This is a genomic window from Caballeronia sp. HLA56 (assembly GCF_054655155.1).
The window spans coordinates 787,665-806,219 of the sequence record NZ_BAAHOB010000005.1; the positions used below are offsets into that span (position 1 = coordinate 787,665).

General features: G+C 62.9%; 15 protein-coding genes and 1 pseudogene. 13 read left to right on the forward strand and 3 right to left on the reverse strand.

Annotation, left to right across the window (positions count from 1 at the left end):
* Positions 1 to 108: 108 nt before the first annotated feature.
* The 4 genes from ACYQ47_RS23230 (at position 109) to msrQ (ending at position 5,379) form a co-directional block, all read left to right on the forward strand.
* Positions 109 to 2,346 (forward strand): cytochrome c biogenesis protein ResB, encoded by a 2,238-nt coding sequence (locus tag ACYQ47_RS23230; RefSeq protein ID WP_459907112.1) that lies wholly within the window; start codon positions 109 to 111, stop codon positions 2,344 to 2,346.
* 4 nt (positions 2,347 to 2,350) lie between these two features.
* Complete coding sequence (gene ccsB / locus ACYQ47_RS23235; RefSeq protein ID WP_244826418.1) at positions 2,351 to 3,562, forward strand: c-type cytochrome biogenesis protein CcsB; 1,212 nt, start codon at positions 2,351 to 2,353, stop codon at positions 3,560 to 3,562.
* 155 nt (positions 3,563 to 3,717) lie between these two features.
* Positions 3,718 to 4,707, forward strand: coding sequence for a protein-methionine-sulfoxide reductase catalytic subunit MsrP (gene msrP, locus ACYQ47_RS23240; protein ID WP_459907115.1), 990 nt, complete (start codon positions 3,718 to 3,720; stop codon positions 4,705 to 4,707).
* A gap of 3 nt (positions 4,708 to 4,710) precedes the next feature.
* Positions 4,711 to 5,379, forward strand: a complete 669-nt coding sequence (msrQ, locus tag ACYQ47_RS23245; RefSeq protein WP_459907117.1) for a protein-methionine-sulfoxide reductase heme-binding subunit MsrQ — start codon at positions 4,711 to 4,713, stop codon at positions 5,377 to 5,379.
* Positions 5,380 to 5,427: 48 nt separating this feature from the next.
* Here msrQ and lysA read toward each other — a convergent pair whose 3' ends face one another.
* On the reverse strand, positions 5,428 to 6,690 hold the full coding sequence (gene lysA / locus ACYQ47_RS23250; protein WP_459907119.1) for a diaminopimelate decarboxylase: 1,263 nt from the start codon (positions 6,688 to 6,690) through the stop codon (positions 5,428 to 5,430).
* Between the two features lie 44 nt (positions 6,691 to 6,734).
* Complete coding sequence (lptM, locus tag ACYQ47_RS23255) at positions 6,735 to 7,022, reverse strand: LPS translocon maturation chaperone LptM (protein ID WP_244826414.1); 288 nt, start codon at positions 7,020 to 7,022, stop codon at positions 6,735 to 6,737.
* A gap of 36 nt (positions 7,023 to 7,058) precedes the next feature.
* On the opposite strand from lptM, the gene cyaY reads away from it, so the two are divergent.
* Complete coding sequence (gene cyaY, locus ACYQ47_RS23260; protein ID WP_244826413.1) at positions 7,059 to 7,379, forward strand: iron donor protein CyaY; 321 nt, start codon at positions 7,059 to 7,061, stop codon at positions 7,377 to 7,379.
* Between the two features lie 20 nt (positions 7,380 to 7,399).
* Here cyaY and ACYQ47_RS23265 read toward each other — a convergent pair whose 3' ends face one another.
* Complete coding sequence (locus tag ACYQ47_RS23265) at positions 7,400 to 9,805, reverse strand: penicillin-binding protein 1A (RefSeq protein WP_250465854.1); 2,406 nt, start codon at positions 9,803 to 9,805, stop codon at positions 7,400 to 7,402.
* 277 nt (positions 9,806 to 10,082) lie between these two features.
* Between ACYQ47_RS23265 and pilM the strand changes: the two genes are divergently transcribed.
* From pilM to ugpB, 8 genes and pseudogenes are all read left to right on the forward strand, one after another.
* Positions 10,083 to 11,066: a pilus assembly protein PilM gene (gene pilM, locus ACYQ47_RS23270; RefSeq protein ID WP_244826411.1), complete on the forward strand. Its 984-nt coding sequence runs from the start codon at positions 10,083 to 10,085 to the stop codon at positions 11,064 to 11,066.
* Positions 11,063 to 11,734 (forward strand): PilN domain-containing protein, encoded by a 672-nt coding sequence (locus ACYQ47_RS23275; RefSeq protein WP_459907123.1) that lies wholly within the window; start codon positions 11,063 to 11,065, stop codon positions 11,732 to 11,734. The genes pilM and ACYQ47_RS23275 overlap by 4 nt, the downstream gene beginning before the upstream one ends.
* The gene (pilO, locus tag ACYQ47_RS23280; RefSeq protein WP_459907125.1) at positions 11,731 to 12,573 is read left to right on the forward strand and encodes a type 4a pilus biogenesis protein PilO; all 843 of its coding nucleotides are present in this window, start codon (positions 11,731 to 11,733) and stop codon (positions 12,571 to 12,573) included. The genes ACYQ47_RS23275 and pilO overlap by 4 nt, the downstream gene beginning before the upstream one ends.
* Positions 12,570 to 14,105 carry a type IV pilus secretin PilQ gene (locus tag ACYQ47_RS23285; RefSeq protein WP_459907127.1) on the forward strand — a complete coding sequence of 512 codons (1,536 nt, stop codon included), beginning with the start codon at positions 12,570 to 12,572 and terminating at the stop codon, positions 14,103 to 14,105. The genes pilO and ACYQ47_RS23285 overlap by 4 nt, the downstream gene beginning before the upstream one ends.
* Before the next feature lie 160 nt (positions 14,106 to 14,265).
* Positions 14,266 to 14,772, forward strand: coding sequence for a shikimate kinase (locus tag ACYQ47_RS23290; protein WP_244828131.1), 507 nt, complete (start codon positions 14,266 to 14,268; stop codon positions 14,770 to 14,772).
* 8 nt (positions 14,773 to 14,780) lie between these two features.
* Positions 14,781 to 15,869, forward strand: a complete 1,089-nt coding sequence (gene aroB / locus ACYQ47_RS23295) for a 3-dehydroquinate synthase (protein WP_459907129.1) — start codon at positions 14,781 to 14,783, stop codon at positions 15,867 to 15,869.
* A 124-nt stretch (positions 15,870 to 15,993) separates the two neighbouring features.
* Positions 15,994 to 17,160, forward strand: a pseudogene (locus ACYQ47_RS23300) (deoxyguanosinetriphosphate triphosphohydrolase); the annotation flags it as partial.
* A 47-nt stretch (positions 17,161 to 17,207) separates the two neighbouring features.
* Complete coding sequence (ugpB, locus tag ACYQ47_RS23305) at positions 17,208 to 18,533, forward strand: sn-glycerol-3-phosphate ABC transporter substrate-binding protein UgpB (RefSeq protein WP_459907131.1); 1,326 nt, start codon at positions 17,208 to 17,210, stop codon at positions 18,531 to 18,533.
* The last annotated feature ends 22 nt before the right edge of the window (positions 18,534 to 18,555 follow it).

Here is an 18,555-nt window from a genome sequence, read left to right on the forward strand (position 1 = left end):
ATTAAGCAGCCGGTCCAACGAGGCCGGCGCGAAAACAAGAAAAGGGTGGGACGTCGGTCGACGAGGCCGCTCGCGTCGCCACCCTTTTTGCTGTCAGTCGGAGTTTGAATGAGCGTCACCACATCGGGATTGCAGTCGAAGTCGAGCCGTCGCGCGGTCAGGCATTTTGTCGAACTCGTGAGTTCGATGCGCTTCGCCATCGCCTTGCTGGTCGTACTGGCCATAGCAAGCATCATCGGCACGGTGCTTACGCAAGACGACCCGTACCCCAACTACGTCAATCAGTTCGGCCCGTTCTGGGCGGACATCTTCCGCGGCATCAGCATCTACACCGTGTACAGCGCGTGGTGGTTCATGCTGATCCTGATCTTTCTTGTGATTTCGGTCTCGCTATGCGTCATTCGCAACGGCCCGAAAATGATCGCGGACCTCAAGAGCTGGAAGGATCGCGTTCACGAAGGCGGCTTGCGCGCATTTCATCACAAGGGTGAATTCGTGGTCAGCGCGGATCGCGCGCAGACGGCCGCCACGCTCGAACGTCTTTCCGCAAAGATGGGTTATCGCTTTGTCGCGCGTCAGATTGACGCAGGCTCGACGCTCATCGCGGGCAAGCGCGGCGCGCTCACGAAGATCGGCTACATCTCGGCGCATCTGGCTATCGTCATCATTTGCGTCGGCGGGCTGCTCGACAGCAATCTGCCCATCAAGCTGCAGATGTGGCTCTTCAACAAGACGCCCATTCAGACCAACGCGGTCATCAACGACATTCCGGCGGAGCATCGCCTGTCCGTGTCGAATCCGACGTTTCGCGGTTACGCGTGGGTCCCGGAAGGTCAATACGTCGGCACGGCAATCTTGAATCAGCAGGACGGCTCGATTATTCAGGACTTGCCGTTCTCGATTCAACTCGACAAATTCATCGTCGATTACTACTCGACCGGCATGCCGAAGCTGTTCGCGAGCGACATCGTGGTGATCGACCACAAGACCGGCAAGCGCATTCCGGCGCGCGTCGAGGTGAACAAGCCGTTCACGTACGACGGCGTGTCGATCTATCAGTCGAGTTTTCAGGATGGCGGCTCGAAGATGCAGATGACCGCCTGGCCCATGAGCGGCGGCAGCGCGAAAACCACGCCCTTCAACGGTACGATCGGCGGCACTGCGCCCGTGAATCAGCAGATTGCCGGTGCGCAAGGCCAAACGGTCGAATTCACCGATTTCCGCGCAATCAACGTCGAAAACATGACGGACGGCAACGGTGCGCCGGACGCACGCGGCGTCGGCAAGAAGGAAACCTTGCGCGATGCGTTCGACGAGCGCCTCGGCTCCGGCGCAAAGACGTCGAAGCCGACGGATCTGCGCAATATCGGCCCATCGGTGCAGTACAAGGTGCGCGGCACGGACGGTCAGGCGCGCGAGTACAGCAACTACATGTTGCCGGTCGATGTCAGCGGTCAGCGGATGTTCCTCGCCGGCATGCGCCTGAGCCCGAGCGATCCGTTCCGCTACTTGCGCATTCCTGCCGACGAGCAAGGCACGGTGAAGGAATGGATGAATCTGCGCGCCGCGCTTGCCACGCCCGCGACGCGCATCGAGGCTGCGCACCGGTTCGCGCAGCGTTCCGTGCCCCAGGAAAACGGCGATTTGCAGAAGCACCTGGACGAAAGCGCGATCCGCGTGCTGAATCTTTTCGCCGGCTCGGATGAATCGGGCAACGGGTCCACGAATCCGCAAATGAGCGGCGGATTTCAGAGTATCGCGGCGTTCATCGATCGTTCGGTGCCGAAGGGCGAGCAAGAAAAGGCCGCCGGTTTGCTCATGCGCATGCTGGAAGGCGCAATGTGGGACGTCTGGCAGATTTCCCGCGAACAAAACGGCGAGCCGGCCGCAAAAGTGGACGAGAAAAACAGCGCCTTCGTTCAGTCTTCCATCAACGCGCTTTCCGACAGCTTTCTGTACGGATCGCCGGTATTTTTGCAGCTCGACACGTTCAAACAGGTGCAAGCATCGGTATTCCAGCTGACGCGCGCACCGGGCAAAAAAGTGGTGTATCTTGGCAGCCTGCTGCTCGTGCTCGGCATTTTCTCGATGTTTTACGTGCGTGAACGCCGGCTCTGGTTCTGGCTCAAAGATTCAGGGCAAGGCGGTGCGAGCGTTTTGATGGCAATGTCCACGGCGCGCCGCACGCTCGATTTCGAGAAGGAATTCGAGCGTACGCGCGCGACGGTCGCGGCGGCGCTCGGCACCACGCCGATCGATCCGGCGGCGCAGCATTCGTCGAAAGCATCGGCGACGCAAACACACGAGCCATCCGCGGCCTCCGGCTCGGAAGTATCAACACGGTAAGATCATGGACCTTTCTCAGACCTCCTCCCACGCGCAGCCCAAGACGGAACGTCCGGCATCATCGTCGTCGGGCCTGCCCGATGTCGCCGTTTTCGACGATCGACCGTTCCTCAAACGCCTGGGCGCAATCGACTGGCTGTTCGCCATTGCGATGGTCGCGGGCGCGGGCTTCGCGCTCAACCGCTATCACGCGTTCATGGACGTGTACGACATGGCGGTGCTGGTCGCCGCGGTGCCGACCTTCGTCGTGCTCGGCTGGCGCTGGAAACCGGCGCGGCTGCTCATCGCGACGATCGCGGTCATGTCGCTGTTCTCCATCCAGCTCTATCAGCACGACCTCGCGCGCGCCGAAACCAACTTCTTCCTCAAATACTTCCTGTCGAGCCAATCCGCGATTCTATGGATGAGCGCGCTCTTCATCCTGGCGACGCTCTTTTACTGGATCGGCCTCGTGTCGCGCTCGCAGACGGGCGGCGCAATCGGCTCGCGCATGACGTGGGTCGCGGTGCTCATGGGCTTCACGGGCCTGATGGTGCGCTGGTACGAGTCGTACATGATCGGCGCGGATGTCGGACACATTCCCATCTCGAATCTGTACGAAGTGTTCGTACTGTTTTGCCTCATCACGTCACTGTTCTATCTCTACTACGAACAGCATTACGCGACGCGTCAGATGGGCGCGTTCGTGCTGCTCGTGATCAGCGCGGCGGTCGGCTTCCTGATGTGGTATTCGATTGCCCGCGACGCGCAGCAGATTCAGCCGCTCGTGCCCGCGCTGCAAAGCTGGTGGATGAAGATTCACGTACCGGCGAACTTCATCGGCTACGGCAGTTTCGCGCTTTCCGCGATGGTTTCCGTCGCGTATCTGGCGAAGCAGCGCGGCTTTTTGGCCGACCGTCTGCCGTCGCTGGAAGTGCTCGACGACGTGATGTACAAGTCCATTGCGGTCGGTTTCGCGTTCTTCACCATCGCGACCATTCTCGGCGCGCTGTGGGCCGCCGAAGCGTGGGGCGGTTACTGGAGCTGGGACCCGAAGGAAACGTGGGCACTGATCGTCTGGCTGAACTACGCGGCGTGGCTGCACATGCGGTTGATGAAGGGCCTGCGCGGCGCGGCGGCGGCGTGGTGGGCGCTGACGGGATTGATCGTCACGACCTTCGCGTTTCTGGGCGTCAACATGTTCCTTTCGGGACTGCACAGTTACGGCAAGCTCTGATCTCGCGCCATCGAAAGAAGAGAAACCGCCATGCGTCGCGCTGGCGGTTTTTTTTTGTCTTGTGATGGAATAGCGGCATCCGGTTTGCTGTTTGCACGTATATGAATGGATGGGCGGCGTATCCAATGCCGCGCAAGCAAAGGGAGTATGGCTCCATGTGGATCAGACGTAATCGCGCGCTTTACGGTGACGATATCGCCGCGCACGAAATCACGCCGCGCGATGTGTTCGAGAATCGGCGGCGTGCGCTGCGTTCGATCGGCGCGCTGGCGGCGACCGGCTTGACTGGCGTGAGCGGCATCGCGAATGCGGCGTTTACATCGCCGGATGCGAAGGGCCAGAAACTCGCGGCGAAAGCGAATCCGAAGTTCATCGCGCTCGACAAGGCGACGTCGCTCAAGGACATCACGAGCTACAACAATTTCTACGAGTTCGGCACCGACAAGGGCGATCCCGCTGAACACGCGGGCACGTTGCGGTCGAGGCCGTGGAAAGTGTCGGTCGAAGGCGCGATCAAGAATCCGAAAACCTACGACATCGACGAGCTTCTGAAGCTCGCGCCACTCGAAGAACGTTTGTATCGCCTGCGATGCGTCGAAGGCTGGTCGATGGTCATTCCGTGGATCGGCGTCTCGCTGTCCGAGCTCATCAAGCGCGCGGAGCCCACGGGCAGCGCGAAGTACGTGCAGTTCGTCACGCTTGCCGATCCTTCGCAGATGCCGGGTCTTTCGACGCCGATCCTCGAATGGCCGTATTCCGAAGGCCTGCGCATGGACGAAGCGATGAATCCGCTCACCTTGCTCACCGTCGGCTTGTATGGCGAAGTGCTGCCGAATCAGAACGGCGCGCCGGTGCGTATCGTCGTGCCGTGGAAATACGGCTTCAAGAGCGCGAAGTCGCTGGTCAAGATTCGCTTCGTCGAAAAGCAGCCGCCGACGAGCTGGAATCTATACGCGCCGACGGAATACGGCTTCTATTCGAACGTGAATCCTGGCGTGGATCATCCGCGCTGGAGTCAGGCGACGGAGCGGCGTATTGGCGAGGACGGTTTCTTTGCGCCCAAGCGCAAGACGCTCATGTTCAACGGATATGGCGATCAGGTTGCGTCGCTCTATCAGGGCATGGACCTCAAGAAAAACTTCTGAACGATGCCCACTGCATCCGAACTCAAGCGATCGCAAACGCGCGCGAGCGTGCGGTCCGGGCCGCGCTGGATCGCGCCCGCAAAAGTGATCGTGTTCATCGCGGCGCTCTATCCGCTGGCGCGCATTGTGTTGCTCGGCTTCATGGGCGGACTGGGCGCGAATCCGATCGAGTTCATCACGCGTTCGACCGGCCTCTGGACACTCGTCTATCTCTGCATCACGCTCGCCATCACGCCGGTGCGCCGGCTCACGGGCGTGACGGCGCTCGTGCGCTTTCGCCGCATGATCGGCCTTTACGCGTTCTTCTTCGCCGTGCTGCACTTCACGACATACATTTGGTTCGATAAGTGGTTCGATGCCGCCGCGATGTTGAAGGACATCGGCAAGCGGCCGTTCATCACCGTGGGCTTCGCCGCGTTCGTGTTGCTGATACCGCTCGCGGTGACATCGCCGAAAGCGATGGTCCGCAAGCTCGGCCGCCGCTGGCAGATGCTGCATCGGATCATCTATCTCGTCGCTATTCTGGCCATCCTGCATTTCTGGTGGATGAAGGCCGGCAAGCACGATTTCGCCTTGCCGAAGATTTACGGCGCAATCGTGATCGTGTTGCTGGGCTGGCGGCTGATCGCGTGGCTCAAAGGACGAATCGAGCGACGCCGGTTGAGCGCATAAAAAAAAGCGATGCCACGGCATCGCTTTTTTGGCTCACGGCACGAAGATTCAGTCCGGCAAAATGGATTCGCCCGCGAACAACTGCTTCACTTCTTCGCGTTCGCGCACCACGCGCGCGCGTTCGCCATCGACCATGATTTCAGCGGCGCGCGCACGCGTGTTGTAGTTCGAGCTCATGACGAAGCCATACGCTCCCGCCGAAAGAATGGCGAGCAAGTCGCCTTGCTCGACGGCCAGTTCACGATCGCGTCCGAGCCAGTCGCCGCTTTCGCAAACCGGGCCGACGACATCGTATAAACGCGCGCTTGCCTTGCGTTCGATGACCGGCACGATGCGATGAAACGCCTCGTACATGGCGGGACGCGCGAGGTCGTTCATCGCGGCATCGACGATAGCGAAGTTCTTCTCTTCACCCGGCTTCAGATACTCGACGCGCGTTAGCAGCACGCCCGCATTGCCGACGAGCGAGCGTCCCGGCTCGAAATACACTTCGCGCTGACCGTGGCCGCGCTCTTCGAAATGCGCGAGCAACGTGCGCACGAAGTCGCCGATATCCGGCGGCGTTTCGTCGTCGTACGTAATGCCGAGACCGCCGCCGACATCCACGTGACGAATGCCCATGCCGTCGGACTCGATCTGTTCGACGAGGTCGAGCAGCTTGTCGACGGCATCGAGATACGGGCTCACTTCGGTGATCTGCGAACCGATATGACAGTCGATACCCACGACATCGAGATTCGCCATGTCATGCGCTTCACGATACGTCGCGCGCGCGTCGCCGAAGGCCACGCCGAACTTGTTCGACTTCAAACCGGTGGAGATGTACGGATGCGTTTTGGCGTCGACATCGGGATTCACGCGCAGCGACACGGGCGCCTTCTTGCCAAGCGACTTCGCGACTTCGTTGAGCGCGTGCAACTCGGGAATGGACTCGACGTTGAAGCACTTCACGCCCGCTTCGAGCGCCTCGCGCATCTCGGCCGCGCTCTTGCCGACGCCCGAGAAAACCGTGTTGGAAGCCTTGCCGCCCGCGGCCAGTACACGCGCCAGTTCGCCCGACGACACGATGTCGAAGCCCGCGCCCAGACGCGCGAACACGTTGAGCACCGCGAGGTTGCTGTTGGCTTTGACCGCGACGTGCACCGTTGCCTTGCGGCCCGCGCAGGCATCGGCGTAAGCGCGATAGGCGCGCGTCAGTGCATCGCGCGAATAGACGTAAAGCGGCGTGCCGAACTGTTCCGCGAGCGACGCGGCGGGGACGCCTTCGACGTGCAACGCGCCGTCGACGTAGTGGAATGCGGAATCGTTCATGCGTGGATTCGGATGTACGCGGCTTGGTGCGCGTGAGGCTTAGGTCAGTACCCGGCGGGCGCCGGTTTCAGAGTGGTGTCCGGCGAAAGCGACAGCGGCGCGCCGGAGGTATCGGGAATGTCGCCAGTCTCGCTCGCAGCCGATGCAGCGCTTGCCTTGTCGACGGAAGCGGAAGGCGGCGTATCCTGAAGGTCGCTAGGACGCTGCGGCAGTGGCGGGACAGTGGGAAGATAGAGCGGACCACGTTGTCCACAACCGCCGAGTGCGAGTGTTGCCGCGGCGCTCATGCTCAAAGCCGCTACAATCGCGCTCATCCTGAAAACGACTCGCATGACCGTCCCTGTACCATTGAATCGATGGAGTTTAGCATGACAGACCAGGAATACCTGAGCTTGGCAGAGGCCGCGCTGACGGCCATCGAACGTGCTGTGGATCGGGCTGAAGCCGATATCGAATTCGAGCGTAGCGGCAATGTGCTCACGCTGGAATTCGAGAACCGCACGAAGGTGATCGTCAATCTTCAGCCGCCGAAACACGAGATCTGGCTAGCCGCGAAGGCGGGCGGTTTTCACTACAAATACGTGGATGGCGCCTGGCGCGACACACGCGACAACAGCGAGTTTTTCGCCACGCTCACGAAGTATTCGACCGAACAGGCGGGCGAGCCCGTTCGCTTTTCAGCGAAGTAAGGCGCGCCCGGCAAGGAACGTCACTGTCCCTTGAACAGATTCATGATGTCCTGCTTTTCCTGCTCGCCGACTTCGGGCGCCGGAGCCGTGACGCCTGACACGCCCGCTGCCGACGACGCCTGACTCACGCCGATTGTCGCGATGAAGCCGTGGCCCGGCGTCATGTCGTCGAAGTACAGTTCGCCACCGAGCGAGGTCACGTCGGGCGGCGTCATCGGCTTGTACTCGGGCAAGCCCTTCAGCGCGCGCGTCATGTAATCCATCCACACGGGCAGTGCGAGACCGCCGCCCGTTTCCTTGTCGCCGAGCGTGCGCGGATTGTCATAGCCGATCCACGCAATCGCCACGAGCGAACGCTGATAGCCCGCGAACCAGGCATCGCGCGAATCGTTCGTCGTGCCGGTCTTGCCTGCGAGGTCGGTGCGCTTCAACTGATTCGTCTTGGCCGCCGTGCCGTGCTGCGCGACGCTTTGCAAAAGGCTATTCATCACGAACGCGTTGCGCGGCGTGATGGCAAGCGGCGCGCTTTGCTGCGCGACGAGCGGTTGCGGATGCGAAACGACCGCGCCGTATGGGTCGGTGATATCGGCGATCAGATACGGATTCACGCGATACCCGCCATTGGCGAACACCGCGTAGCCCGTCGCCATCTGCAGCGGCGTGACGAGACCCGCGCCGAGCGCCATCGGCAAATACGCGGGGTGCCGGTCCGCGTCGAAGCCGAAGCGCGTGATGTACTGCTGTGCGTACTTCGTGCCGATGGTGTTCAAAATGCGGATGGACACCATGTTCTTCGACCTCTGCAGCGCGGAGCGCATGGTCATGGGTCCGTCGAAGCCGCCGCCGTAGTTCTTCGGCTCCCACGCCTGACCGCCGGTTTCGGCGGCGGTGAAGAAGAGCGGACCATCGTTGATGATGGTCGCGGGCGACAAGCCTTTTTCCAGCGACGCCGAATAGATGAACGGCTTGAAGCTCGAACCCGGCTGACGCCACGCTTGCGTCACGTGATTGAACTTGTTCTTGTTGAAGTCGAAACCGCCCACGAGCGCGCGGATGGCGCCGTCCTGCGGCACGAGCGAGATCAGCGCGCCTTCCACTTGCGGCAACTGCGTGATGATCCACTCGCCGTCGTCGTTCTTCATGAGCCGCACGATCGCGCCAGGACGAATGCGGGCATTGGGCTGTGCGCGCGTGGAGAGCGCATTGGAGACGAAGCGCAGATCGGCGCCGTTGATGGTCGCCACGTTGCCGTCGATGAAGCTCGCCTTCACTTCCTTCGTGCTCGCCGACGTGACCACCGCCGCGACGATCTCGCCGTTGTCCGGATGCTCGGCAAGCGCGTCGTCGATAGCCTGCTCGCGGTCGTCCGCATTCGCGGGCAGATCGATGAAACCCTCGGGCCCGCGATATCCATGCCGGCGTTCGTAGTCCATCAGCCCCTTGCGTACCGCGCGGTAGGCGGCGTCCTGATCGGCGGAATCGATCGTGGTCACGACATTCAGACCGCGCGTGTACGCCTCTTCCTTGTACTGCGCGTACATCATCTGCCGCACCATTTCCGCGACGTATTCGGCGTGCACGCTGAACTCGCGGCCTTGTCCCTTCACGACGAGCGGCTGATTCTTCGCCTGGTCGTATTCGTCCTGCGTGATGAAGTTGAGTTCGCGCATGCGCTGAAGGATGTACTCCTGCCTCACCTTCGCGCGCTTCGGATTCACGACCGGGTTATAGGCCGACGGCGCCTTCGGCAGACCGGCGAGCATGGCGGCTTCCGCGAGCGAGATGTCCTTCAGATCCTTGCCGAAGTACACCCGGGCGGCGCTCGCAAAACCATACGCGCGCTGTCCGAGATAGATCTGATTCATATAGACCTCGAGAATCTGATCTTTCGTCAGCGCGCGCTCGATCTTGTAAGCGAGCAGCATCTCGTAGATCTTGCGCGTGTAGGTCTTCTCGCTCGACAGGAAGAAGTTGCGCGCGACCTGCATGGTGATCGTGCTTGCGCCCTGTGACGCGTGACCGTTCGACAGCGCCACCGTGCCCGCGCGCAGGATGCCGGTGAGATCGACGCCGCCGTGGTCGTAGAAACGCGAGTCCTCGATGGCGAGCACCGCTTTCTTGAGATGGTCCGGCACATCGCGAATGCGCACGACGCTGCGCCGCTCTTCGCCGAATTCGCCGATCAGCACGTGATCCGCCGTATAGATGCGCAGCGGCACCTTCGGCTTGTAGTCAGTGAGCGCATCGAGCGAAGGCAGGTTCGGCATCGCGACGACGAGCGCATACCCGAGCACGAGCGCCGCGCAAACGATTAGCGCGAAAAAGCTGATGACAAGCGCGGAAAGCAGCCGCAAATACCACGGTCGCCTGGTCGTCTGACCTTCGGGCGGTTTGGATGGCGGGTTGGTCGGGGAAGAGGATTGCATGGCACCACCAAAAAACAGTCTCGGGATTATAGCCGTCCGGGTTTCGAGCCTTTCTTAAGACTTGCGACGAATCGCGGGCGTGCTTCGGTCCCGTTTCTCCTGCTTCGGAACTTCGTCCCTTCAAGATACGCGGGATCGTGCGGATAAGCACCTCTGAAACGCGCCAAACACACGCGTTAGCCATTTGGCTGAATGTTCGAAAGACGCGCGGCTCACCACAATTCTTCTCGTGCAAGCGCTCGAAAGGTTCGGCGCGCAAGAGACGATGGAGTGAGTCATGAACAAGGCCTTATTGACAGTTACGCGCCGCTTTGCAGCGGGTATCGATGTGAGCGAAAGCGCGGTGCGGATAGTGGTGCTCAGCAAGCGCGTGCGTTCGCCCTCGGCGGTGTGCGTCGAGCATATCGATTGGGTGGCGCTCGAACCGGGCGCGGTGATCGACGGCGAGTTCGTCGATCGCGCCGCCGTGATCGCGGCGCTCTGCGATACGGTCGAGCGCTTGCCGCAGAACGGCGTGTCGCGCGCGCTGCGTTGCGCAATGGGCTTGCCGTCGTCCGCGACGCTCACCACGCGCGTGCCGCTCACCGCGTTGCTGGAGACGCGCGATGCGCCCGCGCTCGTGGCGGACGGCGATCCGCGCGGCGTGCTCGAACCCGCCGTGCTCGCGGAGGCCGAGCGCATCTCGGGCATCGAACGCGGCGCGCTCGCGGTCGACTGGTCAGTCGAAACGCAGGAGGACGGCCGCGCGCAAGTCGCAATTGCCGCCACCGCGCGCCGGCATGTCGAGGCGCGCGTCGAAACGGCGGCTGCGGCGGGAATCGCGCTGTCCGCCATCGACGGCGAACCGGCGGCGGCCATGCGCGCAATGCGTCATTCCGGCAAGGTGGAGCTCGGTCCGGATGCGCGCTTCATGCTTTGCTGGCTCGAAAAGACGGGGCTGCACGGCTGGGTCGCCGGCGCTCACGGTGTCGAGTCCGAAGTGCGGTATCCGGCGCCCGAGCATTCATGTCTCGCCGACGCGCTCCGCGATCTTGCTGGCACCGATGCGCCGCTCGACTGCGTGTACGTCGGCGGCGAAGCGGACCTGATGGCGCAGGCCGCGCTGCCACTTCCCGCGCTGGCGAAGATGTTCGGCTGCCCGGCGCTGCCGTTCGAGTGCGCGCCGTATTGCAATGGCGTGGCGGGCATCGATGCGTCGCTCAAACATTCGCCGCTCTTCGCGGTGGCGTTCGGTCTGGCGTTGCGCGAGGTGCTGCAATGAGCGGCGCGAGCGTGGTCGAAGGCTTCAACCTGCTTCCTTACCGCTTGCGCAAGCGCCGCGAGATGCGCCGTCAGCGGCTCGCGATTCTCGCGGCGGCGAGTCTTGCCGGATGCGCGGCGGTCGGCGCGGTCGCGGGCTGGGATGCCTTGCAGCGCGCGCGTCTGGATGAGCGGCGTCTCGCGCTGGAAGCGTCGCTACGGACATCGGGCGCGCAGCTCGAAGAGCACGCACGGCTCACGCGTGCCGAAGCCGACCGGCGGCGCGCGCGCCAAAACGCGCAACCGCTTGCCGCGCCGCGCGACCGTTTTCTCGCGCTTCTCGACGCGCTGGCTGACGCGCCCCGGCAACCTGGCGTCGAGCTGCAACGCGTCTCGCAACGGACCGACGAAGTCGAACTCGCGGCGCTCGCGCCCGATTCGCAAGCGGCGGCGAACTGGCTCAAGCGTCTGGAGGACGTGCGCGACGTGCAGTCGGTGGAAGTGATCGAGATGAAGCGGCGGCCAACCACGCCGGCGCCGGCGAGGCGCGATGCCGTATCGAACGTCGAACGCTACGAATTCACGGCGCTGGTGCGCTACGCACGCGAAACCGCGGCGGCGGCAAAGACCGCGCAACCCGCGCTCGCCGTCCGCCGCACGACCAACACCGCTCACGGGAGCAATCAATGAACACGATGTCCTTCAACGATGCCGGCCGTCTGCGCTCAGTCGCGGCCTTCCATGAATGGCCGCTTCGATGGACGCTCTGCGGCGCGATGCTTCTCGCGGCGATCATCTGCGTCATCGGCGTGCAGGGCTGGCGCGCGGCCGGTCTGATCGATCTCGATGCAAGCCACGCGGCGCTCTCCGCCGCGCAGGAGAAAGCGGGCCAACTGCGCGGTATCGAGGCGCAATTGCCCGATCTGCGCAAACGCGTGGCGGCGGGCGGTCTGAACCCCGAACACTGGACTGCCGCCGATGCGCTACACGCCGTAGCCAGTCTCGCCGCGCAAAGCGGGTTGCACGTGACGGAGATCGAGCCGCTTCAGACGAAACTCGCCGAGGTCCAGGCACCGCGCGCGCTCCGGTTTCGCGCGGAAGGCGGCTTTGCCGAGATGAAGCGGTTCATCGAGGCGCTCGCGGGTTTGCCGCGTCTCGTCATACCGGAAGGCGTGCAAATCCGGCGGCAGACGGGTGTACTTTCCATCGATACGACCTTGCGCATCCACGATGATCTTCCGGCCGTGCCGCTGCCCGAACCGGCGCGCACGAACGCCTTCGTCATCGATCCGTTCGGCAAGGAAAGCGCCGGCGGCTTTTCGCGCAGCGCGGACTTGCTGCTCGTCGGGACGCTTCTCGGACGTCATCGCGCGATGGCGCTGATGCAGAGCAGCGAGGGCGTTGGCGACTTCCGGCCCGGCGAGAAGATCGGAGACGAATGGCTCGGACGCGTGCGGCCGCGCGCGGTCGAGCTCGCGAGTGACGACGGCGCTTCGCGCACGCTGAGTTTCGCGGAGGATCGCAAATGATCGCGCCACCAACTTTTCGTTTTAAGGGGCTCGTTCTGGCGCTGGCGCTCCTTTTCGCGTCGCACGCGGTCTGGGCCGAAGCCGATCAAAGCGAACCCATTGCGCCTTTGCCGCCGTTGCCCGCGGGCTACGAGACTTTGCCGACCGACCAGTTCGCCATCGATACGAGCACGCCGCCCGCGCTCTTGTCGCCGCCCGTCGCGCAGAGTGCGGAGCCCGTGGCTGCCGCGAAGTCATCGACGGAAACGAGCGAGGCGCTCGAAGGCCCGCCCGTGCCGATGCCGCAGCCAGAACGTCTGAGCACGCAATCGCCCGGCAGCACCGACGACGGCAAGCCGATCACGCTCGATCTCAAGAACGCCGACCTGGGCGCCGCGCTGCATGCGTTTGCGCGCTTCAGCGGGCTCAATATCATCGCGAGCGACAAGGTGCGCGGCCAGGTGTCGATCAATCTCGTCGCCGTGCCGTGGCGCCGCGCGTTCGACACGCTGCTCGACGTGAACGGCCTCGCCATGGAGCAGCACGGCAACGTGATCTGGGTCGCGCCGCTCGCGGAACTCGCCGCACGCGAGAAGCTGCGCTACGAGACGCACGCGCGCGCCGCCGATCTCGAACCGCTCGCGAGCCGCACGTTCGTGCTGCGCTATCCGCGCGCGGAAGACGTCCGCAAGCTGCTGACAGGCTCCGGGAGCCAGCGCGTGCTGTCCAAACGCGGCTCCGCCATGGCCGACACGCGCACCAATCTGCTCTTCGTGACGGACCTCGACGCGCGCGTGAAGCAAATCGCCGAACTCGTCGCGCAGATCGACAAGCCCACGCCGCAAGTCGTGATAGAAGCGAAGATCCTGGAAGGCGAGGCGGGCATTTCGCGCACGCTTGGCGTCAAGCTGGGCGTCGCGGGCGTGAACGACCCGGCGCGCGGTCTCTCGGGCGGCAAGGACGGTGTCGTGTACGATTTATCGGCGCGGCCGATCAACGGTTTCGACGCCGCCACGGCCGGACTCACGCTGTTCGCGGCTCAGGCCACGCGGCTTCTAAACATCGAACTGAGCGCGCTCGAAGCCGAGGGACGCGGGCAGATCGTCTCCCGGCCGCGTGTAGTGACGGCTGACCGCGCGAAGGCGCTGGTCGAGCAGGGCACGGAGCTGCCGTATCAGGCGAAAGTGGGCAACGGCGTTTCCGGCGTGCAGTTTCGGCGCGCGGCGCTCAAACTGGAGGTCGAGCCGCAGATTACCCCGCACGGGCACGTCATTCTTGATCTCGATGTCGCGAAAGACAGCGTCGGCGAGCAGACCGACGCGGGTCCGGCCATCAACACCAAGCACGTCCAGACGCGCGTCGAGGTCGAGGACGGCGGCACGGTGGCGATCGGCGGCATCTACTCGGAAGACGAGCGCAACGACGTCACGGGCGTGCCCGGACTGTCGAAGCTGCCGTGGCTCGGCTGGCTGTTTCGCCATGACGCGCGCCGCAGCTCGCGCAACGAGCTGGTGATCCTGATTACGCCGCACGTCATTGCTTCGAGTGGATGAAGGCGGAAAGAAGCGGAAAGCGGGGCCGCGAGCGGGCGGCCCGACTCGACAAAGCGGGCTATTTGCCCTTAAGCTGCCGCACGAACAAAATTCGATTGACTTGAAGGAAACTGAGTTGCAGGAAGGGCACGCGAACGCGAACATCTTTTTCGTCGGACTCATGGGGGCGGGTAAAACCACCGTGGGCCGCGCGGTTGCGCGCCGCTTGCAGCGCTCATTTATCGATTCGGATCAGGAAATCGAGGCGCGCACCGGCGCGCGCATCCCGGTGATCTGGGAGCTCGAAGGCGAGGCGGGTTTTCGTCAGCGCGAAGCCAACGTTATCGACGAGCTGTCGCAAAAGAGCGGTATCGTGCTCGCTACGGGCGGCGGTGCGGTGCTGCGTCCGGAGAATCGCGAACATCTGAAGAATCGCGGCGTCGTCATCTATCTGCGTGCAAATCCGCACGATCTCTGGCAGCGCACGCGGCGCGACAAGAACCGGCCGCTTTTGCAGACCGACGATCCGCGCGGCAAGCTGGAAGCGCTCTTTCAGACGCGTGATCCGCTCTACAACGAGTGCGCGCATTTCGTCGTGGAAACCGGCCGACCTACCGTCAACGCGCTCGTCAACATGGTCCTGATGCAACTGGAGGTGGCCGGCGTCATCAAACCGGCTCAGTCATAATGTCCGTCATGATTTCCCCCTCGCTTACCGTCGACGTCGAACTGGGCGAACGCGCCTATCCCATTCATATCGGTGCGGGCCTCATCGGTCGCACGGAGCTTTTCGCGCCGCATATCAAGGGCGCGTCGGTCGCCATCGTCACCAACTCCACCGTCGACCCGCTCTACGGCGACGAACTCCGTGCCGCACTCGCCACGCTCGGCAAGAAGGTAACGACCGTCGTGCTGCCGGATGGCGAAGCGCACAAGAACTGGGAAACGCTCAACACGATCTTCGACGCGCTCCTCAGCGAACGCTCCGACCGCAAGACCACGCTGATCGCACTCGGCGGCGGCGTGGTGGGCGACATGACCGGCTTCGCGGCGGCATCGTATATGCGCGGCGTGCCGTTCATTCAAGTGCCGACCACTTTGCTCTCGCAAGTGGATTCATCGGTGGGCGGCAAGACGGGCATCAATCATCCGCTCGGCAAGAACATGATCGGCGCGTTCTATCAGCCGCAAGCGGTGATCGCGGACATCGGCGCTTTGCGCACGCTGCCGGAGCGTGAACTCGCTGCGGGACTCGCGGAAGTCATCAAGACGGCGGCAATCGCGGACGCCGAGTTCTTCGAGTGGATCGAAGCGAACATCGCGAAGCTGAACGACCGCGACGAAGAAGCGCTTGCTCACGCGGTCAAGCGTTCGTGCGAGATCAAGGCGTCGGTGGTGGCATCGGACGAACGCGAAGGCGGACGCCGCGCAATTCTCAACTTCGGTCATACCTTCGGGCATGCCATCGAAGCGGGCCTGGGCTACGGCGAATGGCTGCACGGCGAAGCGGTGGGCTGCGGCATGGTGATGGCGGCGGATCTTTCCGTGCGCCTCGGCAAACTGGATGAACCCGCGCGCAAGCGTCTCGTGCGCGTGATCGAAGCCGCGAAGCTGCCGGTCGTGGCGCCCACGCTTGGCGCGGCGCGTTATATCGATCTGATGAAGGTCGACAAGAAAGCCGAAGCCGGCGAGATCAAGTTCATTTTGCTGACCCGCTTCGGCGAGGTCGAAATAGCAAAGGCGCCCGACCACGCCGTGTGCGAGACGCTCGCCGCAAGCGTCTGAGTATCGGATCGGCGCCGACCCGGCGGCAATGCCGGAGACAACCGGAACCACGACTTGAGCGGAGCAGCCGGTGAGCGAAATAGAAAGTCTACTTCCGTCGAGCGGGCCGCCATCGGGCTCGTTCGAAGCGTATCTCGCGCCGTACGCGGCGCATTCGGCGTTGTCGCGCGGACGCCGGTATGCCGAAGCGCCGCCTGCCGCCCGTACCGAATTCCAGCGCGACCGCGACCGCATCGTGCACTCCACTGCATTCCGGCGGCTCGAATACAAGACGCAGGTGTTCGTCAATCACGAAGGCGACCTCTTTCGCACGCGTCTCACGCATAGTCTCGAAGTCGCGCAGATCGCGCGTTCGGTCGCTCGCAATCTGAATTTGAACGAAGATCTGGTCGAAGCGATTTCGCTTGCGCACGATCTCGGCCACACGCCGTTTGGTCACGCGGGCCAGGACGCGCTCAACGAATGCATGCGCGATCACGGCGGCTTCGAGCACAATCTGCAAAGCCTCGCGGTGGTGGATCAGCTCGAAGAGCATTACGGCGCATTCGACGGCCTCAACCTCTGCTTCGAGACGCGCGAGGGCATTCTCAAGCATTGCTCGCGCGAGAATGCGCGCAAGCTCGGCGATCTCGGCGAACGCTTTCTCACGGGCAAGCAGCCGTCGCTCGAAGCGCAGATCGCCAATGTCGCCGACGAAATCGCCTACAACAATCACGATGTCGACGACGGCTTGCGCTCCGGCTTCATCACGCTCGAACAGCTTTCCGAAGTCAGCCTCTGGCATACGCATTTCGATGTGGCGCGCGCCGCGTATCCGGACATCGGCGGACGCAGGCTGATTCACGAGACCATTCGCAGCATCATCAATACGCTGATCGTCGATCTGATCGAGGCGACGAGCCGCAATCTCACGCGCGTGGCGCCGAAGTCCATCGACGATATCCGCAACGCGCCGCCGCTCGTCGCGCATAGCGATGAAATTGCCGCGCAAGCTGCCGCGCTCAAGCGTTTTCTGTTCAGGAACCTGTACCGGCACTATCGCGTGATGCGCATGGCAAACAAGGCGAAGCGCGTCGTGACGGGTCTCTTCGACGCGTTCACCGACGACCCGCGCCTGTTGCCGCCCGCTTATCAGGCGCGTCAGGCCGCGGTGGAGGAGTCGGCCAACGACGCGAGTTCAACCGGCCACGACAGCTCGCAGGCGCGGCTCGTCGCGCATTACATCGCGGGCATGACCGACCGCTATGCACTGAAGGAGTATCAACGCCTGTTTGTCATCGACAACAACTAATATCGCGCGTTTCAACGCGCAAGAATCAATTCAAGGAGACTTTCTCGATGAGACGCATGCCCTCGTTCCGCTCGATCGCAGCAGCTGCCGTGCTCGCGTTCGCCGGCAGCACCGCAGCGCAGGCCGCGACGGAAATCCAGTTCTGGCACGCCATGGAAGCCGCGCTCGGCGAGCGCGTCAACGACATCGCCAACGACTTCAACGCGTCGCAGAGCGATTACAAGATCGTCCCCGTGTTCAAGGGTACGTATGACCAGACGCTCGCGGCGGGCATCGCGGCGTTTCGCAGCGGCAACGCGCCCGCGATCCTGCAAGTCTACGAAGTCGGCACGGCAACGATGATGCAGGGCAAGAAAGCCGTCGTTCCGGTCTACGACGTCTTCAAGCAGGCAGGCGTGCCGCTCGACGAGAAGGCCTTCGTGCCGACCATCTCCGGTTACTACAGCGACGCGAAGACCGGCCATCTCATCTCTATGCCGTTCAACAGCTCCACGCCGGTTCTGTACTACAACAAGGACGCCTTCAAGAAGGCGGGACTCGACCCGAACCAGCCGCCGAAGACCTGGGCCGATGTCGAAACCGACGCAAAGAAGATCAAGGCCGCCGGTTACTCTTGCGGTTATTCGTCGGGCTGGCAAAGCTGGATTCAGCTCGAAAACTACAGCGCGTGGCATGCAGCGCCGTTCGCGACGAAGAACAACGGCTTCGACGGGCTCGACGCCAAGCTCGACATCAACAAGCCGCTGCAAGTCGCGCATATCGCCTTCCTGCAGAAGATGGCGAAAGAAGGCAACTTCACCTACGTGGGCCGCAAGGACGAGCCGGTCTCGAAGTTCTATAGCGGCGATTGCGGCATTATCACGAACTCGTCGGGCTCGCGCGCGACCATCAACAAGTTCGCGAAGTTCGAATACGGCGTCGGCATGATGCCTTACGACGCGAACGTGAAGGGCGCGCCGCAGAACGCGATCATCGGTGGCGCGAGTCTCTGGGTGCTGTCGGGCAAGGACCCGGCCGTGTACAAGGGCGTCGCGAAGTTTCTCGCTTATCTAACCTCGCCGCCGGTCGCGGCGAAGTGGCATCAGGACACGGGCTATCTGCCGGTCACGCAAGCGGCCTACGAACTCACGCAGAAGCAGGGGTTCTACGACAAGAATCCCGGCGCGGATATCGCCATCAAGCAGATGCTGAACAAGCCGCCGCTCGCCTACACCAAGGGTTTGCGTCTTGGCAACATGCCGCAGATTCGCACCGTCGTCGATGAAGAACTGGAGCAGGTCTGGGCGGAGAAGAAGACGCCGCAACAGGCGCTCGATTCTTCGGTTTCGCGCGGTGACGAACTGCTGCGCCGCTTCGAAAAGAGCGGTGGTTAAGCGCCCATGACGCAGCGCGCCC

Excerpts from the sequence above, each read along its gene's own strand:
- ACYQ47_RS23230 (WP_459907112.1), top strand. The coding sequence starts at position 109 with ATGAGCGTCACCACATCGGGATTGCAGTCGAAGTCGAGCCGTCGCGCG.
- ccsB (WP_244826418.1), top strand. The coding sequence starts at position 2,351 with ATGGACCTTTCTCAGACCTCCTCCCACGCGCAGCCCAAGACGGAACGT.
- msrP (WP_459907115.1), top strand. The coding sequence starts at position 3,718 with ATGTGGATCAGACGTAATCGCGCGCTTTACGGTGACGATATCGCCGCG.
- msrQ (WP_459907117.1), top strand. The coding sequence starts at position 4,711 with ATGCCCACTGCATCCGAACTCAAGCGATCGCAAACGCGCGCGAGCGTG.
- lysA (WP_459907119.1), bottom strand. The coding sequence starts at position 6,690 with ATGAACGATTCCGCATTCCACTACGTCGACGGCGCGTTGCACGTCGAA.
- lptM (WP_244826414.1), bottom strand. The coding sequence starts at position 7,022 with ATGCGAGTCGTTTTCAGGATGAGCGCGATTGTAGCGGCTTTGAGCATG.
- cyaY (WP_244826413.1), top strand. The coding sequence starts at position 7,059 with ATGACAGACCAGGAATACCTGAGCTTGGCAGAGGCCGCGCTGACGGCC.
- ACYQ47_RS23265 (WP_250465854.1), bottom strand. The coding sequence starts at position 9,805 with ATGCAATCCTCTTCCCCGACCAACCCGCCATCCAAACCGCCCGAAGGT.
- pilM (WP_244826411.1), top strand. The coding sequence starts at position 10,083 with ATGAACAAGGCCTTATTGACAGTTACGCGCCGCTTTGCAGCGGGTATC.
- ACYQ47_RS23275 (WP_459907123.1), top strand. The coding sequence starts at position 11,063 with ATGAGCGGCGCGAGCGTGGTCGAAGGCTTCAACCTGCTTCCTTACCGC.
- pilO (WP_459907125.1), top strand. The coding sequence starts at position 11,731 with ATGAACACGATGTCCTTCAACGATGCCGGCCGTCTGCGCTCAGTCGCG.
- ACYQ47_RS23285 (WP_459907127.1), top strand. The coding sequence starts at position 12,570 with ATGATCGCGCCACCAACTTTTCGTTTTAAGGGGCTCGTTCTGGCGCTG.
- ACYQ47_RS23290 (WP_244828131.1), top strand. The coding sequence starts at position 14,266 with ATGGGGGCGGGTAAAACCACCGTGGGCCGCGCGGTTGCGCGCCGCTTG.
- aroB (WP_459907129.1), top strand. The coding sequence starts at position 14,781 with ATGATTTCCCCCTCGCTTACCGTCGACGTCGAACTGGGCGAACGCGCC.
- ugpB (WP_459907131.1), top strand. The coding sequence starts at position 17,208 with ATGAGACGCATGCCCTCGTTCCGCTCGATCGCAGCAGCTGCCGTGCTC.